Here is a 16,707-nt window from a genome sequence, read left to right on the forward strand (position 1 = left end):
CGGACGGGAGGCTGCCGTGGATCGCGCTGCGGATCGCAAGGTGGTGGTGCTGATCTCCGAGCCCGCCCTGCACGATGTCGAGGACGTCGTGTCCCGCCTCAAGCAGGCCGGGATGGCGGTGGACGCGGTCCAGGCGGTCCTCGGCACGGTCACCGGTTCCGCGCCCGCCGACGTGGTCGCCGGCCTGCGCGCGGTGCCGGGCGTGCTCGACGTCGAGCTGCAGCGCGACCTCGGCACCCGCTGAGCGTCACGCCCGGCGGGTCCGCAGGTAGTCGCCCACCACGGCGGCACCGAGCCCGTCGGGATCCGGTGCCAGCACCCGGCCGCCCGACCGCCGCGCCAGCAGGTCGACGAACGCGGTGAGCCGCGGGTCGTCACCGAGCCGGAACACGGTCGTCGCCGCGCCGAGCCGCGCCAGACGGTCCACTTCGGACAGCGTCTTGAGCAGCGTGCGGGGGCTGGGCGGATAGTCGAACTCGGCGGTGCCGTCCGGCTCCAGGTGTGCGGTCGGTTCGCCGTCGGTGACCAGCAGGACCACCGGCTGCGCGTCGGGATGCCTGCGCAGGTGCCTGCCGGCGAGCAGCAGCGCGTGGTGGGCGTTGGTGCCCTGCTCCCAGGTCCCCTCCATGCCCACCAGCTCGCCCAGCTCGAGGGGGGCCGCGTAGCGGCCGAACGTGATGAGCTGCAGCGCGTCGTTGCGGAACCGGGTGGAGATCAGCTGGTGCAGCGCCAGCGCGGTGCGCTTCATCGGCAGCCACCTGCCCTCGGCCACCATGGACCACGACGTGTCGACGCACAGCGCCACCGCCGCGCGCGACCGGTGCTCGGTCTCGGCCACCTCGACGTCGGACACGTCGAGCCGGACGGCCCCGCCACCGCGGGACGCCGTCCGCAGCACCGCGTTGCGCACCGTCCGGGACACCGCCCACGGCTGGGTGTCGCCGAACCGCCACGGCCGGGTCGACCCGCTCGGCTCCCCCGCCGCGCCCGCGGCGGCCGTGTCCCGCTCCCCCGCCCTGCCGCGCAGCGTCCGCACGACGTCGGCGAGCGCGGTCTCGCCCAGCCTGCGCAGCGCCTTGGGCGACAGCCGCAGCGAACCGTCGGGCGCGCGTTCGAACACGCCCTGCGCCCGCAGCTCCCGCTCCAGCTCCGCGAGCCTGCGCGCGTCGACCCCCGCGTCGGGGCCCAGCTGCCGCTCCAGCGCCTCCAGGTCGATGTCCTCCAACCGCGCCCCGGGGTAGGCCTGCGACAGCTGCTCGGCGAGCGCGTCCAGCTCGGCGAGGTCCGTCATCGCCTGGACGCCCTCGCCGAGGCCGAGCGGGTCGTCCCCGCGGAACCGGCCCGAGGACGTCCAGTCCTCCCCCGGGCGCAGCGAGCGCAACTGTGCGTCCAGTGTGGACAGTTGCTGGGCGAGCCGGGGATCGCCGAACGCCTGCTGGGACAGCTCGGCGAGTTCCGCGCGCTGCTCGGCGGTCATCGAGTTGAGCATGCGCTGCGCGGCAGCCGAACGGGCGGCGAGCGCGTCGATCAGCTCGTCGACGTTCCGCGGGTTCTCCGGGAAGAACTCGCCGTGCCCGCGCATGAACGCGGCGAAGCGCTCGTCGACGTCGTCGGCGCCGCGCGCGTGGGCCGCCAGCAGCTCGTTGAGGTCGGCGAGCATCCGGTTGACCCGCTCGACGTCCTCGGGTGTGGTGGAGCGCAGCGCGTCCTTCATCCCCTCGAACCGGGACTCCAGCAGCTCCTGCCCGAGCAGCTCGCGGATCCGTTCGTAGTTCTCCCTGCCCTGCTCGGAGACCCACGGGTACTCGGCCAGCTCCCGCACTGCGGCCGCGGTCCCCGGCGGGAGCGCGTCGAGCCTCGCCTCGGCGAACCGGGCGTCGTCGGACGGGTCGGGGAACAGCGCCGAGCGTTCCGCGGCGAGCGCCTCGTCGAGCAGCCGCCGCACCTCCCCGAGCGTGCCGTCGAGCCGGTGCCGCCGCTGGATCTCCGAGCGGCGCTGCCACAGCCGCCGGGTCAGCTCGTCCAGGCCCGCGGTGCGCGGGGTGCCGCGGCGCAGCAGCTCCTCCAGTGCCGAGCGCGGCGACGAGCCGGACATGACGTCCCGGCCGATCTCGTCCAGCGCGTCCCGCAGGTCCGCCGGCGGCGCGAGCGGGTCGGGACCCTCGTGCCACGGGCCGTAGGAGTACCGGTCCGCCGGTCCGCCGGTCATGGTCCGTACACCGTGGTGTTGTCGTCGGCGTCCTTGGCGAGCTGCCGCGACAGGTACAGCGACTCGAGGGCGAGCTCGACCGCCGAGGCGATGCGGGCGGGCGGGTCGTCGGCGGACGCGCCCGCCCGCTGCGCCACCTCGTGCAGGACGGGCAGCTCCGGCAGCGCGGCCAGTACCTCCGTGCCGGGCACCCGCTCGCCGGTGGCGACGAGGTGCCCGTCGGCGACGGCGGTCGACAGCGGTCTGAGGTCGAGCCCGGCGAACCGCTCGCGGGCGGTCTCCGCGACGGCCCGGCGCAGCAGGTGCACCAGGTGCTCGGTCTCGCGGCCCTCCTCGCCCGGCTCGAACTCGACCTTGCCGCGCAGCACGGCGGGCACCGCGTCCAGGTCCACCGGCCGCGCCACCGCCGGTTTCTCACCGGTCAGGGCGGCCCGGCGCAGCGCCGCGGCCGCCACGGTCTCCGCGGCGGCGACGGCGAACCGGGCCGAGATGCCCGAGCGCTGGTCGACGACGGCCGACTCGCGCAGGTTGCGGACGAACCGCGCGAGGATCTCCAGCAGCGGCTCGCCGACCTCGGCCACCAGGTCCGCCTCCTGCCGGACGACGTCCACCTCGGCGGCGACGTCCAGCGGATAGTGGGTGCGGATCTCGGCGCCGAACCGGTCCTTCAGCGGGGTGATGATCCGGCCGCGGTTGGTGTAGTCCTCCGGGTTCGCCGTGGCGACGAGCAGGACGTCCAGCGGCAGCCGCAGGGTGTAACCGCGGACCTGGATGTCGCGCTCCTCCATGACGTTGAGCAGCGCCACCTGGATGCGCTCAGCGAGGTCCGGCAGCTCGTTGATGGCGACGATGCCGCGGTGCGCGCGGGGCACCAGGCCGAAGTGGATCGTCTCCGGGTCGCCGAGGCTGCGGCCCTCCGCGACCTTCACCGGGTCGACGTCCCCGATCAGGTCGCCCACCGAGGTGTCCGGGGTGGCGAGCTTCTCGGTGTACCGCTGGTCGCGGTGCAGCCACGCGACCGGGAGGTCGTCGCCGAGCTCGGCGGCGCGGCGCCGGGACACCGGCGTGACCGGCGCGAGCGGGTGCTCCGCCAGCTCGGAGCCCTCGATCACGGGGGTCCACTCGTCGAGCAGCCCGCCGAGCGTGCGCAGCAGGCGGGTCTTGCCCTGGCCGCGCTCACCGAGCAGGACGACGTCGTGCCCGGCGAGCAGGGCGCGTTCGAGCTGGGGCAGCACGGTGCGGGAGAAGCCCACGATGCCGGGCCACGGCTCGCGCCCCGCACGCAGGGCGGCGAGCAGGTTGTCGTGGATCTCGGCCTTCACGCCGCGCGGCCGGTGTCCCGCGGCGCGCAGCGCGCCCGCGGTGCGGGGAAGATCGGCGGGCGGGGCCGGGGGTACGGACACTGTCACCGTTCCGACGCTACTTGCGGTTCCGGCCGCCGTCGACGTGGAGCGACTCCAGCCGCCGGGGATCGAGGGTGGCCGGGGCGGGGAGGGCGCACGGTACGCTGGAGCGCCGTGTGCTGTCCGAGTGCGACCCTGGCCGTCTGGTGCTCGGCGTGGCTGCACGGTGCCGCCGCGTCGGACGACGCCCTCGACGCGCTGCGCGCGTGGGGCGAGGCCCATGAGGTGGTGGCCGCCGACACCGGCACCGCCGAGGCGTTCGACATCCCGGTGACCGGTGCCGTCCCGGCGACGCCGGGCCAGCTGCTGCCCGCCCTGCGCAGGCTCGGTGTGTCCACCGCACGGCTGCTGCTCCCGGTGCCCGGGGACGTGCGCGGGCTCGGCGGGGCCGGCCCGTTCGGCAAGGCCGCGCTGCGGTCCGGGGAGGCGGTCCTGCTGCCCGAGACCGGCTACGGCCTCGTGCCGCAGGCGATCGCCGAGGGGCTGGTGCGGTGGACGGTGTTCGGCGTGCCCGGAGGGCCCGAGCCGGAGTACGTCGGCCTGGCCGAGGCCGAGCACGGGCTCACCGACGCGATCCGGGACAGCGCGGGCGCGCTGCAGGCACTCGACGTGGCCAGCGACCGGCCGGGCGTGCGGGCCGAACTGTCCGCCACGCTGCGGGCGCGACCCCGCCCGGATTGGCCCTCCGGGATGCCCGGGCGTGCCCTGCGCGTACTGCAGCGGGCGGAGGAGGTCGGCGCGATCCTGGCGCTCGCCAGCGCCGACGAGCCCGGCGGCGCGCTGTCGGCGTCGGCGGCCACCCGCAGGGCCGACGCGCTGCGGCCGCTGGCCGACGCCGTGCGGACGGCCCGCCGCGCCGCCGTCGACGAGGCGGTCCGGGCCTTCGCGGACCAGGCCGCCCCGTCCTGAGCCTCGTTTCCCCGGCACCGGCCGGGAGCGCGGACCGTGGGCCCCACCACGGTCCGGCGCTCACGAGCGGCGCCGCACCGGTTCGCAACAGCCGGGCGCGCACGGGGCGCCGTTGGCGGTCCCGCCCGCCGCGGGGAAGTCCGACAGCTTGCGCGCGGGCGCACCCTGCGTGTGCTCGCGGACCAGCTCCACGACGAGCTGCGCGAACCGGGGATCGGCGTTCGGCGTCGCGGCCCTGGCGAAGCCCATCCCCAGCTCCGCGGCGCGCTCGGCGGCCTCGTTGTCGAGGTCCCAGATCACCTCGAGGTGGTCGGAGACGAACCCGACCGGGCACACCGCGACCGCGCGCACCCCCTCGGCGTGCAGCGTGCCGAGGTGGTCGACGATGTCCGGTTCCAGCCACGGCACCTGCGGCGGGCCGGATCGCGACTGCCAGACCACGTCGTGGCCGCCGAGTCCCACCTCGGCGGCCACGAGCCGGGCGGCCTCCGCGATCTGCCGGGAGTACCGGTGCCCGCCCGACCCCGGCGGGCCGGCCGCGGCGTCCGCGCCGACGGGCACCGAGTGCGCGACGAACACGGTGCGCGTCCCCTCGTCCGCGCCGAGCTCGGCGCGGGCGGCCCGCAGCGCGTCGGCGAACGCGCCGACGAACAGCGGGTGGTCGAAGAACTGCCGCAGCTTCACCAGGTGCGGAGCGCCCTCGCCGACGGCGGCCCTGGCCCGCTCGATGTCCTCGTCGTACTGCCTGCAGGCCGAGTAGCCGCCGTAGGCGCTGGTCGGGAAGACGAGCGCGCGGCGCACCCCGTCGGCGGCCATCGTGGCGACGGTGTCCTCCACCATGGGCCGCCAGTTCCGGTTCCCGAAGTAGACGGGCAGGTCGATGCCCTGCGCGGCCAGTTCCTTCTCCACCGCGGCGATGGCCTCACGGTTGAGCCGGTTGATGGGCGACACCCCACCGAAGTGGTGGTAGTGCTCGGCGACCTCCTCGAGCCGTTCCCTCGGCACCCCCCTGCCCCGGGTCACGTTCTCCAGGAACGGCATCACCTCGTCCGGTCCCTCGGGCCCACCGAAGGACAGCCACAGCAGCGCGTCGTAGTTCACGGGGACATCCTCGCGCTGTGACCACGCGCACGCAGCACCGGGCCGGTGCGCCGCGCAGGTCAGCCCATCGCGTGCACGCCGCCGTCGACCCAGATCATCGAGCCGGTCGTGGCGGGCAGCCAGTCGGACAGCACCGCGCAGATCGTCCTGGCCACCGGCGTCGGGTCCTCGGTGTCCCAGCCGAGCGGGGCACGGTCGCCCCAGGAGTTCTCCAGCTCCTCGAACCCGGGGATCGACTTGGCCGCCATGGTCTTCACCGGGCCGGCGGCGACCAGGTTCACCCGGATCCCGCGCGGGCCGAGGTCGCGGGCGAGGTAGCGGTTGACCGACTCCAGCGCGGCCTTCGCCACGCCCATCCAGTTGTAGGCGGGCCACGCCACGCGGGCGTCGAAGTCCATCCCGACGATCGAGGAGCCCTGCCCCAGCAGCGGCAGCGTCGCGACCGCGAGCGACTTGAAGGAGTACGCCGACACCTCCAGCGCCTTCGCGACGTCCTCGGCGGGCGCGTCGAGGAACGGCGCGCCCAGGCAGCTCTGCGGCGCGAAGCCGATCGAGTGCAGCACCCCGTCCAGCCCGTCGACGTGCTCGCGCACCCGGTCGGCGAGCGTGTCGAGGTGCTCGGGGTTCTGGACGTCGAGCTCCAGCACGGGCGCGGGTTCGGGCAGCCGCTTGGCGATGCGCTCGACGAGCGAGAGCCGGCCGAAGCCGGTCAGCACCACCTGCGCGCCCTGCTCCTGCGCGACCCGGGCCGCGTGGAACGCGATCGACGCGTCGGTGATCACGCCCGTGATCAGCAGCCGCTTGCCTGCGAGCAGTCCGGACACCAGTCCTCCAAGTCGGGAGAGAGTCGGCAGAGATATCGAGGATGTTGAAGGGCAGGGAGATCGGCGACGGGCTCAGTGGCCCATGCCGAGGCCGCCGTCGACGGGCAGCACGGCGCCGTTGACGTAGGCGGCCTCGTCGGACGCGAGGAACCGCACCGCCGCGGCCACGTCGTCCGCCTCGCCGTAGCGGCCGGCCGGGATCTGCGCGAGCGCGGCCGCCCGCTGGTCCTCGGTGAGCGCGTCGGTCATGTCGGTGACGACGAAGCCGGGAGCGACCACGTTGGCGGTGATGTTGCGGGAGCCGAGCTCGCGGGTGAGCGAACGCGCCAGGCCGACCAGGCCCGCCTTGCTCGCCGCGTAGTTGACCTGCCCGGCGCCGCCGGAGAGGCCCACGACCGACGAGATGAACACGAACCGGCCCCATTTGGCGCGCAGCATGCCGCGCGAGGCGCGCTTGGCGACGCGGTAGGCGCCGGTGAGGTTGGCGTCGAGCACCCGGGTGAACTGCTCCTCGCCCATCCGCATCAGCAGCGTGTCGTCGGTGATCCCGGCGTTGGACACGAGCACCTCCACCGCGCCCTGGTGCTCCTCGACCTGCTTGAACGCCGCGTCGATCTGCTCGGAGTCGGTCACGTCGGCCTGGACGCCGAACAGGCCCTCCGGCGCTCCGGAGCCGCGGTGGGTCACCGCGACGTCGTGCCCGGCCGCCGCGAGGCCGCGCGCGATGGCGAGCCCGATGCCGCGGTTGCCGCCGGTGACCAGTACGGACCGTCCCACGTGATACTCCTCGAAGCGTGTCGTCGCTGCTGACGCGGTGAGGTTATCGGCTCGGGGCGGGCGAGTCTCGGGGGCGGCGCCGCTACGCTCCAGTAACCCCGCATGGCGTTGGACACAGCGGGACGGTGACCGGAAAGGGTGCGACACGGTGCGGGTACTGCTCGTCGAGGACGACGACGGTGTGGCCGGTGCGCTCACCGAGAGCCTGCGCGCTCGCGGGCACGCCGTGCACCACGTGGCCCGCGGCGCCGACGCGCTCACCCGGCACCGCGACGCCGAGCTGGTGCTGCTGGACCTCGGCCTGCCCGACATCGACGGCCTGGACGTGCTGCGCAAGATCCGGCAGGTGTCGCCGGTGCCGGTGGTCGTGCTCACCGCGCGGGGCGACGAGCGTTCCGTGGTCCGCGGGCTGCGGCTGGGCGCCGACGACTACCTCGCCAAGCCGGTCCGGCTCGCCGAGCTGCTGGCCCGGATGGACGCGGTGCTGCGCCGCGCCGCGGGTGGCGGGACGCGCGGCGGCGACGTCGTGCTGGTGGGCGACGTCGAGATCGACCTCGCCGCGCGACGGGTCCACGTCGGCGGCCGCGAGGTGCCGCTGACCACCAAGGAGTTCGACGTGCTCGCGGTGCTGGCGGCGCGCCCGGGCACGGCGGTGAGCCGCCAGCAGGTGCTGGACGAGGTGTGGGGGGACGCCTACCTCGCGGTGTCCCGTTCGCTGGACGTGCACGTGACCCAGCTGCGCGCCAAGCTCGACCGGCCGGGCCTGCTGTCCACCATCCGCGGTTTCGGCTACCGGCTGGGTGCGTGAGCGGTGCGCACCCGGCTGCTGCTCGTCCTCGTGGTGTTCGCGCTCGCCGCGGTCGCCGGGTTCGCCGCCCCGCTGCTGCGCACCACCGCCGAGCAGCGGACACAGCAGCTGGTGATCGGCCGGGACGCGGACATCGACCGGTTCGTCGTGCTCGCCCAGCAGGCCGTCGACTCCGGCGACACGGGCACGCTCGCCGCGGAGGCCCGCCGCTACGCCGAGCTGTACGGCGAGGGGGTGGTGGTCGTGGACGCCCGCCGCGAACCGCTGGCGCAGGCGGGCCTCTCGCTGGCCGACCCCGGTGTGCGCGCGGTGGTCGAGGGGGCGCTGCGGAACGAGCCGGGACCGCAGCCGCCGACGCTCGGCCCCTGGTCGGCGGAGCCCGTGCTGTTCGCGCGGCCGGTGGGCACCGGCACCCGTGTGGCGGGCGCGGTGGTGCTGCGGGCCTCGGTGGACGCGGCCGCGGCGGACGTCGCCGCCCGGTGGACGGCCGTCGGGCTGGGCGCGCTGCTCGCCGCCGCCGTGTTCGTGCTGGTGGCCGTGTGGCTCGCGCGGTGGGTGGTCCGCCCGCTGCACGCGCTGGACAGCGGGGTGCGCGCGGTGACCGCGGGCCGCCGCGCCCAGGTGCCCGCCGGGGACGGGCCGAAGGAGCTGCGCGCGCTGGCGGCGTCGTTCAACCGGATGTCGGACGCGGTGGTCTCGTCGGCCGAGCAGCAGCGCAGGCTCGTCGCCGACGCCTCGCACCAGCTGCGCAACCCGCTCGCCGCGCTGCGCCTGCGCGTCGACTCGCTGGCCCCGGCGATCGGCTCGGAGGGCCGCCGCACCTACGAGGCGACCGTGGCCGAGGTCGACCGGCTGGAGTCCCTCGCCGAGGGCCTGCTCGCGCTCGCGCTGGCGGAGAGCACCGCGACCCGGCTGGCGGCCGGACCGGAACGCGGCGAGCCGTGCGACGTCGCCGCCGTGGCGGCCGACCGCGTGGACGCCTGGCGGGCGGCCGCCGGGCGGGCCCGCGTCGAGCTGGTCCTCGCCGGGGCGGGCCGGGTACTGGCCGCCTGCCCCGAGTCGGAGCTGGCGCAGGTGCTCGACGTGCTGCTGGACAACGCGATCCACTACGCGGGCAGCGGCGCCCGGGTGGAGGTGAGCTGGCGGTTCGAGCCCGCCGGGGGGCTCGCCCGCGTGGTCATCGCCGATGACGGACCCGGGCTCGGCGCCGAGGGTCTGGCCAGGGCCACCGAGCGGTTCTGGCGCGGCGGCGGCGCGGGCGCCCCGCGGGGCAGCGGGCTCGGCCTGGCGATCGCGGACCGGCAGATCACGGCCCGCGGCGGGCGGCTGGAGCTGCACCGGGCCGAACCGCACGGCCTCGCCGTGCACGTCACGCTGCCGGTGGGCACGGCATGACATCCAACCAGGCGACCATCCCGGCTCCCGCCGGGGTCCCTGCACCGAGCCCCATCGTGATGCCAAGGCCCGCAGGGAGGATGGTGCTCTCGTGACCGTGTCCCGCCGCGCCGTCCTGCTGGGCACGCTCGCCGCCGCGGCCGGCTGCGCGGCTCCCGGCTACCGGGGGCCGGAACGATTGCTGACCATCGCCGCGGGCGAGTCCGGCGGGTTCTACCTCGCGTTCGCCCGGCTGCTGGCCGCCGAGCTGCACCGGGCCGAGCCGCGGTTGCGCTGCGTGGCCATGCCGACCCAGGCGAGCGTGGTGAACGTGAGCCTGGTGCGGTCGGGCCGGGCGGACCTCGGGCTCGCCCTGGCCGACACCGCGGAGGCCGCGGTCGCGGGCACCGGGCCGTTCGCGGATCCGGTGCCGCTGCGCGCGATCGGCCGGGTCTACGAGAACTACGTGCAGCTGGTCGCGCGCGCCACCGGTCCGGTGCGGTCCGTCGAGGACCTCGCGGGCCGCCGGGTGTCGCTCGGCGCGGCGGGCTCGGGTGCCGCGCTGACCGGGCAGCGGCTGCTCGCCTCCGCCGGGCTGACGGCCCGCGTGCGGCACCTGCGGCTCGCCGACGCGGTGTCCGCGCTGCGGTCCGGGCAGATCGACGCGCTGCTGTGGTCGGGCGGGGTGCCCACCCCCGCGCTCGGCGAGCTGAGCAGGGCCACGGGTATCCGCCTCGTCCCGCTGGACGGGCTGCTGCCCGCGCTGCGCGCGGCGCACGGTCCGGTGTACCGGGAGGTCCGGGTCCCGGCGGGCGCCTACACCGGGGTGCCCTCGGTGCCGACCGTCGGGGTGGCCAACCTGCTCGTGTGCGCCCCGGGGCTGCCGGACGACGTCGCGGCCGCCGTCACCCGGGTACTGGTGACGCGGGCCGGCCACCTGGTGCCCGAGCAGGCGGTGGGTACCCAGTACCTCGACGTGCGGACGCTCATCGGCACCCGCACGGTGCCGCTGCATCCCGGCGCCGCGGCCGCGTACCGTGCACTCCACGGCTGAGCGAGGGAAGGAGCGGACGCGGTGGGCGACTGGGAGCCGATGGTGCGGATGCCGTTGCGGGTGCGCTACCACGAGTGCGATCCGCAGGGCATCGTCTTCCACGCGAACTACCTGGCCTATGTGGACATGGCCTCGTTCGAGCTGTGCGCGGCGCTGTTCGGTTCGCACGCGGCGATGCTGGAACGCGGTGTCGACCTGGTGGTCGCCGAGGCCGGCCTGCGGTACCTGGCGCCGTGCCGGTTCGACGACGAGCTGGTGGTCAGCCTGGGGGTCGAGCGGGTCGGCACCACGTCGATGGTGATCGGGATCCGGATCCACCGGGGTGAGCAGCTGGTGGCGGAGGGCGCCAACCGGTACGTGTGGGTGCGCACCGTCGACTACCGGCCCGCGCCGCCGCCCGAGGACGCCCGGGAGCTCCTGCTGCGCGCCCAGCCTTCGTGAGCGGGCACCGCGGTGCCCGCTCACGAAGGCTGACCTGCGAGAATGCGCGCGTGTTCCGGATCGTGTTCTACCAGCCCGAGATCCCGCCCAACACCGGCAACGCGATCCGGCTGGCCGCCAACACCGGCTGCGAGCTGCACCTGGTCGAGCCGCTCGGGTTCTCGCTGGAGTCGAAGTACGTCCGCAGGGCGGGACTCGACTACCACGACCTGGCGCACCTGCGCGTGCACCCGGACCTGGAGACCGCGCTGCGCGCGCTCGCGCCGGAGCGCGTCTACGCGTTCACCACGTCGGCCACCCGCCGCTACACCGACGTCGCCTACGAGAAGGGTGACGTGCTGCTCTTCGGCCCCGAGTCGGTGGGCCTGCCCGAGCACGTGCAGCGCCACCCGGCCGTCACCGACCGGCTCCGCCTGCCCATGCTGCCCGCGTCACGGTCGATCAACCTCACCAACACGGCGTCGATCGCGGTGTACGAGGCCTGGCGGCAGCACGGCTTCGCGGGCGCCCGCTGACCGGCGCCGACGAGCTCGTGCGGGAGAACCGTGGTGCTCACCACGGAAACACTGCCGCGGCGTCCGGCTACGGGAGTCGCTGACCCACCAGCAGGGACGTCCCGGCCGCCGAGATGAGCACGAGGGTGGCCAGCACGACCCACGGCTTGCTGGCGTCGACATCCTTGGTCTCGTAACCGATCTGCTCGCCGAGGCTCGCGTACACCTGCTTGAGCTCCTCGGCGGTGGCCGCCTTGTAGAAGTCGCCGCCGGAGAGCCGGGCAATCTCCTTCATGGAGGCGTCGTCGACCTCGACGGGAACCTCCTTGCCCTCGATCTCCACCGTGCCGTGCGAGGTGCCGAACGAGATCGCCGTGACCGGGATGTCCTTCTGCTTGGCCACGCCGGCGGCGGTGAACGCTCCCCTCGGCGCGTACTCGTCCTGCGGCACGGTCTGCTTGCCGTCGGTCATCAGGACGATCCGCGCGGGTGGCGGGCCCTCCGCGCCGCCGACCACCGCGGAGAAGCTCTCGATCGACTGCAGCGCCGCGAAGATCCCCTCGCCGGTCGCCGTCGACTGGGCGAGCTTGAGATTGTCGATCGCCCGGACCACGCCCTCCCGCTCGGTGGTGGGCGCGACCAGCACGGTGGCGGTGCCCGCGAACGAGATCAGCCCGAGGTTGACGCCCGGTGTGAGTCCCTTCGCGAACTGCCGGGCGGCGTCCTGCGCCGCCTTGAGCCGCGACGGCTGCACGTCGGTGGCCTCCATCGACAGGGACACGTCGATCACGAGCATCACCGTCGCGCGGTTGCGTGGCACCTTCTGCTCGGCGGTCGGCCCGGCCAGGGCGAACGTGAGCAGCAGCAGCGACACCACCAGCAGCGCGGCGGGCACGTGCCGCGTCCAGCCCTCGGCGCGCGGGGCGACCCGCTCCAGCAACGCCAGGTTGGAGAACCGCATGGTGCGCTTGCGGCGCGCCCGGACGGCGAGCACGTAGCCCGCCACCACGGCGGCCACGACCACCAGCAGCAGGAACCACCACGGCGAGCGGAATCCGGTGAGACTCACGAGGCGGCTCCCGACCAGCCGCGCTTGCGCGCCACGACGAACCGGACGGTGTCGGCGATCCAGTCGGAGTCGGTGCGCAGGACGAGGTGTCCCGCGCCCGCCTGCCGCAGCGCCCTGGCCACCTCGGCGCGATGCGCCCGCGCCGCGGCCGCGAACTCCTTGCGCAGCAGGGCCGAGGCGTTGACCTCACGCTGCCGTCCGGTCTCCGGGTCGGCCAGCACCACGGAGCCGATGTCGGGCAGGTCGACGTCTCTCGGGTCGAGCACCTCCACGCCGATCAGCTCGTGCCGCGCCGACAGCGCGCGCAACGGCCGCTCCCACGACGTGTCCCCGAGGAAGTCGGAGACCACGACGGCGAGCCCGCGCCGGCGCGGCGGCCTGCGCAGCTGCTCGACGGCGGCGGTCAGGTCGCCGCGCGTGCCCTCCTCGGCGCGGGGCATCCGCGCCACCTGGCGCACGAGGTTGCGGGAGTGCGCCAGCCCGCCGCGCGCGGGCAGCCGCACGGTCCGCGCGCCGTTGGAGATGAGCGCGCCGATCCGGTTGCCACCGCCCGCCGTCAGGTAGGCGATGGCGGCGACCGCGCACACCACGAGGTCGCGCTTCTCGCAGAACGCGGTGCCGAAGTCGAGGCTGGCGGAGAGGTCGGCCACGACCCACGTCTCCAGCTCACGGTCGGCGACGGTCTCGCGGATGTGCGGCTCGGTGGTCCGCGCGGTGACCGCCCAGTCCATCCGGCGCACGTCGTCGCCGGGCTGGTAGGGCCGGGCCTCCCCCGGCTCGGACCCCGGGCCCGGCACCAGCCCGAGGTGGTTGCCCTGCAGGAGCCCGTCCAGCCTGCGGCGCACGTCCAGCTCCAGGGTGCGCAGCCCGGCCTCGAGCCGCTCCCCGCGGAGTACGGGCGGCGCCCAGTCCGGCCTGGTTCCGGTCTCGTCCCTCATGGCGTACTCGCCCCGTTCGTCACCGGCCGGGCACGCCCGCCCCGACCGGCTGGCCGGAGCCACCCTGCGGGCGCGCGGACACCTGCGGCAGCGGCACCGTCTGCAGCACCCGGGTGATGATGTGGTCGAGCGGGACGCCGTCGGCCAGCGCGTCGTAGGACAGCACCAGCCGGTGCCGCAGCACGTCCGGCACCACGTCCACCACGTCCTGCGGCAGCACGTAGTCGCGGCCGCGGATGAGCGCCAGCGCGCGGGCGGCGGCGATGATGCCGAGGCTCGCCCTCGGCGACGCGCCGTAGGACACCCACCCCGCCACGTCGGACAGGCCGTGCTCACCGGGCGTGCGGGTGGCGAGCACGAGCCGCACCACGTAGTCGACGAGGGCGTGGTGCACGAAGACCCGCGCGGCCACGTCCTGCAGGCGCACCAGTTCCGCGGGACTGAGCACCTCGTGCGGCTCCGGCGGGGTCACGCCCATCCGGTACACGATCTCCCGCTCCTCCTCCGCGGTCGGGTACTCGACGATGATCTTGAACAGGAAGCGGTCGCGCTGCGCCTCGGGCAGCGGGTACACGCCCTCGTTCTCGATCGGGTTCTGGGTGGCCAGCACGAGGAACGGGTCGGGCATCGGGAAGGTCTCGCCGCCGATCGACACGTGCCGCTCGGCCATGATCTCCAGCATCGCCGACTGCACCTTGGCCGGCGCGCGGTTGATCTCGTCGGCGAGCACGAAGTTGGCCACCACCGGCCCGAGCTCGACGTCGAACTTCTCGCTGCCCTGCCGGTAGATACGGGTGCCCACGATGTCGGCCGGCACGAGGTCGGGGGTGAACTGCACGCGGGAGAACGAGCCGCCGACCACGCGGGCGAACGTCTCCACCGCGAGGGTCTTCGCCACGCCGGGCACGCCCTCGATCAGCAGGTGGCCCTTGGCCAGCAGGCCGACCAGCATGCGCTCCACGAGCCGGTCCTGCCCGACGATGATGCGCTTGACCTCGAACACGGTGCGCTCGAGCAGCTGCGCGTCCCGGGCCGGGGTACCGGGTTGCGCGCCGCCCCCGTGCGCCGCGTTCGCGCCGTCGGGATAGCCGGGCTCGGTCACGCCTTACCTCCTCGCTGGGTCGGTGCGCCTACGTTCCGTGACCGTACCCGCTGGGCCGGACACGGTTGCTCGCGACCGTAGGGACCTCCAGCAAACCGGTCACCCGGTATGACCGCTGTGAAGGCCCCCGCCGAGGTCCTCGGGGGTGTCCACGTCGGCGGCCTCGCCCGCGCGGGCAGGTACGTCCACGATGGACAGTCCGCCGAGGGTGGCGCGGAGGGCTGCGCCCTCGGGCCGTCCGGGCAGCGCGGCCCGCAGCGCGGTCGCTCGCCACACGCCGATCAGCCACTGCCGGTGCCCGTCCGCGTCGACGAGCACGGCACCGTCGGCCGAGCCGAGGGCGTCGCGCAGCCTGCGGACCGTGTGCTCGGTGATGGCGGGCAGGTCGGCGGCGAGCACGGCGACCGGCGCGGGGCTCTCGGCGGGCAGCAGGCGCAGCCCGGCGGCCAGCGCGGCCACCGGGCCGGAGCCGGGCGGGTCCTCCCGCGTCCACCGGACACCGGGGAGGCCGGGCCGCTCGGGGCCGACCACGACCACCGGCTCGGCGCCGCGCAGCGCGCCGACCGCGCGGTGCAGCAGCGGCATGCCACCGACCTCGAGCATCGGCTTGTCCACGCCGGAGAGCCTGCGGGCGGCCCCGCCGGCGAGCACGATCCCGGCGAGCCCGCTCATCGGGCGAACACTCGCGGGGCAGGCGGGGGCACGGGGTCAGCCGATCAGGCGGGTGGCGTAGGGCATGATGCCGTCGTAGCGTACCGGCGCGATCCGCACGCGGCCGCCCGAGTACGGCGCCTCGATCATCTGCCCGTTGCCCAGGTAGAGCGCGACGTGGTGGATCCGGCCGGGGCCCCAGAAGAGCATGTCGCCCCGGCGGGCCTGCGACAGCGGGACGTGCCGCCCCTCGTAGTACTGGTAGCCGCTGTAGTGCGGCAGCGACTTGACCCCGGCGAAGGCGTAGATCATCAGGCCCGAGCAGTCGAAGCCGATCTTGTTGTAGTCGCCGTAGGAGTCGGCGACGCCGCCGTCCCGGATGCCGCGGGTGGGTCCGCTCGCGTTGCCGCCGCCCCACGCGTAGGTGACGCCGAGCTGCGACATCGCCCTCGCGATCACGGACTCCACGGACGCGCTCGACGGGCCCGCGGGGGCCGGGCCACCGCTCGGTGCGGAGCTGCCCGCCGACGACGACGCGGCCTGCTGGGCCTGCGCCGCCTCCTCCCGCCGCTTCTGCGCCAGCCACTCCTGGTACCGCTGGCGCTGGTCCTCCAGCCCGTCGACGCGGGACTGGGCGGCGTAGAGCTGCCGCTCGACGCTGTTCTTCTCCGCCTCCAGCTGGTCGGCCCTGGCGGCCTGGGCGCGCCGGGCCTGGATCGCGGCGGCCTGCGCGGCGTCGGCGGCCGCCTTGGCGTCCTCGGCCTCCTCCCTGCGCTGCTCGGCGAGCTCGAGCGCCTTGCGCGCGGCGGCGTCCTTGTTGGCCTTCTCGACCCGGGCCTGCCGCATCGACGCGAGCGCGTCGAGCTGGCTGCCGCTGACGGCGTCGAGCAGCTGCGCCCTGGCGAGCAGGTCCCTCGGGCTGTCCGAGCCGAGGTAGGCGCCGACCGAGCCGATCGTGCTGCCCTGCTGGTAGCTGCCGGCCACGAACCGGTCGAGGGCGGCGCGTTTGCGCTCGATCGCGGCGGCGGCCGCGTCGGCCTGGGCCCGCGCGGCGACGGCCTCGCGCTCGGCGGTGCGGGCGGCGTCCTGGGCGGCCCGCAGGTCGACGAGGGCCTTGTTGGCCTCCTCCATCTTGAGGGCGACCTCGTCGCGCAGCTCCGCCAGCCGCGATTCCGCCCGGGCGAGCCGGTTGGCGAGCTGGCCGACCTCGCTGGCGCGCGCGTTGGCGGCGCGCCTGCTCTGGGCCAGTTCCGAGTCACTCGGGTTGGGCGGCGGCGGTGGCACGGCGACCGCGGTCCCGCCCGCGCCGAGCAGCGCGACCAGGGCGAGTGCGCCGGCCGCGGCGGCGCTGCGGAGTCCAGCCGATAAGCCTGGTCCGTGCGGCACAGTCTCCACCTCCCCGAATGGACTACGGAAGGGACTGTGCCACCGGCGTCACATTCGCACCAGTTGTCACACTGAAAACTCCGGCCCCTCCGGGCACATTTCCCCAATCCGGGGGATGGGCGGCGTCACCGAATCGAGATCGGCGAACTTCGCGGCGGGCCGAACCC

17 protein-coding genes are annotated in these 16,707 nt (G+C 75.0%); 7 read left to right on the plus strand and 10 right to left on the minus strand.

Annotated elements, in window-relative coordinates; translation table 11 throughout:
• Nucleotides 1–16: 16 nt before the first annotated feature.
• Nucleotides 17–244, plus strand: coding sequence for a hypothetical protein (locus B0I33_RS23540; protein WP_146147551.1), 228 nt, complete (start codon nt 17–19; stop codon nt 242–244).
• Nucleotides 245–247: 3 nt separating this feature from the next.
• Here the strand turns inward: B0I33_RS23540 and B0I33_RS23545 are convergent, their stop codons facing one another.
• A complete protein-coding gene (locus B0I33_RS23545; RefSeq protein ID WP_106181036.1) occupies nt 248–2,209 on the minus strand; it encodes a vWA domain-containing protein in 1,962 nt (653 codons plus the stop codon).
• A complete protein-coding gene (locus B0I33_RS23550; RefSeq protein WP_181193425.1) occupies nt 2,206–3,618 on the minus strand; it encodes an ATP-binding protein in 1,413 nt (470 codons plus the stop codon). Before B0I33_RS23550 ends, B0I33_RS23545 begins: the two co-directional genes overlap by 4 nt.
• Nucleotides 3,619–3,726: 108 nt before the next feature.
• On the opposite strand from B0I33_RS23550, the gene B0I33_RS23555 reads away from it, so the two are divergent.
• A complete protein-coding gene (locus B0I33_RS23555; RefSeq protein WP_106181038.1) occupies nt 3,727–4,521 on the plus strand; it encodes a hypothetical protein in 795 nt (264 codons plus the stop codon).
• Nucleotides 4,522–4,581: 60 nt separating this feature from the next.
• On the opposite strand, the gene B0I33_RS23560 is transcribed toward B0I33_RS23555, so the two are convergent.
• From B0I33_RS23560 to fabG, 3 genes are all read right to left on the minus strand, one after another.
• Nucleotides 4,582–5,622: a ferrochelatase gene (locus tag B0I33_RS23560; protein WP_106181039.1), complete on the minus strand. Its 1,041-nt coding sequence runs from the start codon at nt 5,620–5,622 to the stop codon at nt 4,582–4,584.
• A gap of 59 nt (nt 5,623–5,681) precedes the next feature.
• Nucleotides 5,682–6,446 carry an enoyl-ACP reductase FabI gene (fabI, locus tag B0I33_RS23565; protein WP_106181040.1) on the minus strand — a complete coding sequence of 255 codons (765 nt, stop codon included), beginning with the start codon at nt 6,444–6,446 and terminating at the stop codon, nt 5,682–5,684.
• 72 nt (nt 6,447–6,518) lie between these two features.
• The gene (gene fabG, locus B0I33_RS23570; RefSeq protein ID WP_106181041.1) at nt 6,519–7,223 is read right to left on the minus strand and encodes a beta-ketoacyl-ACP reductase; all 705 of its coding nucleotides are present in this window, start codon (nt 7,221–7,223) and stop codon (nt 6,519–6,521) included.
• Between the two features lie 148 nt (nt 7,224–7,371).
• Between fabG and B0I33_RS23575 the strand changes: the two genes are divergently transcribed.
• The 5 genes from B0I33_RS23575 (at nt 7,372) to B0I33_RS23595 (ending at nt 11,415) form a co-directional block, all read left to right on the plus strand.
• Nucleotides 7,372–8,031, plus strand: coding sequence for a response regulator transcription factor (locus tag B0I33_RS23575; RefSeq protein ID WP_106181042.1), 660 nt, complete (start codon nt 7,372–7,374; stop codon nt 8,029–8,031).
• A gap of 3 nt (nt 8,032–8,034) precedes the next feature.
• On the plus strand, nt 8,035–9,426 hold the full coding sequence (locus B0I33_RS23580) for a sensor histidine kinase (RefSeq protein WP_106181043.1): 1,392 nt from the start codon (nt 8,035–8,037) through the stop codon (nt 9,424–9,426).
• A gap of 91 nt (nt 9,427–9,517) precedes the next feature.
• Entirely contained in the window at nt 9,518–10,459 is a 942-nt protein-coding gene (locus B0I33_RS23585; protein WP_106181044.1) for a TAXI family TRAP transporter solute-binding subunit, read from the plus strand.
• A 39-nt stretch (nt 10,460–10,498) separates the two neighbouring features.
• Nucleotides 10,499–10,900 carry an acyl-CoA thioesterase gene (locus B0I33_RS23590; protein ID WP_106181164.1) on the plus strand — a complete coding sequence of 134 codons (402 nt, stop codon included), beginning with the start codon at nt 10,499–10,501 and terminating at the stop codon, nt 10,898–10,900.
• Between the two features lie 50 nt (nt 10,901–10,950).
• Entirely contained in the window at nt 10,951–11,415 is a 465-nt protein-coding gene (locus B0I33_RS23595; RefSeq protein WP_106181045.1) for a tRNA (cytidine(34)-2'-O)-methyltransferase, read from the plus strand.
• A gap of 67 nt (nt 11,416–11,482) precedes the next feature.
• On the opposite strand, the gene B0I33_RS23600 is transcribed toward B0I33_RS23595, so the two are convergent.
• The 5 genes from B0I33_RS23600 to B0I33_RS23620 form a co-directional block, all read right to left on the minus strand.
• The gene (locus B0I33_RS23600) at nt 11,483–12,463 is read right to left on the minus strand and encodes a VWA domain-containing protein (protein ID WP_106181046.1); all 981 of its coding nucleotides are present in this window, start codon (nt 12,461–12,463) and stop codon (nt 11,483–11,485) included.
• On the minus strand, nt 12,460–13,401 hold the full coding sequence (locus B0I33_RS23605) for a DUF58 domain-containing protein (protein WP_106181165.1): 942 nt from the start codon (nt 13,399–13,401) through the stop codon (nt 12,460–12,462). Before B0I33_RS23605 ends, B0I33_RS23600 begins: the two co-directional genes overlap by 4 nt.
• Nucleotides 13,402–13,420: 19 nt before the next feature.
• Entirely contained in the window at nt 13,421–14,503 is a 1,083-nt protein-coding gene (locus B0I33_RS23610; RefSeq protein WP_106181047.1) for an AAA family ATPase, read from the minus strand.
• A gap of 99 nt (nt 14,504–14,602) precedes the next feature.
• On the minus strand, nt 14,603–15,175 hold the full coding sequence (gene mobA, locus B0I33_RS23615; protein ID WP_106181048.1) for a molybdenum cofactor guanylyltransferase: 573 nt from the start codon (nt 15,173–15,175) through the stop codon (nt 14,603–14,605).
• A gap of 36 nt (nt 15,176–15,211) precedes the next feature.
• Entirely contained in the window at nt 15,212–16,549 is a 1,338-nt protein-coding gene (locus B0I33_RS23620) for an NlpC/P60 family protein (protein ID WP_106181049.1), read from the minus strand.
• Nucleotides 16,550–16,707 lie beyond the last annotated feature (158 nt).

Origin of the sequence: Prauserella shujinwangii (assembly GCF_003001955.1) — a bacterium.
Taxonomy (GTDB): domain Bacteria; phylum Actinomycetota; class Actinomycetes; order Mycobacteriales; family Pseudonocardiaceae; genus Qaidamihabitans; species Qaidamihabitans shujinwangii.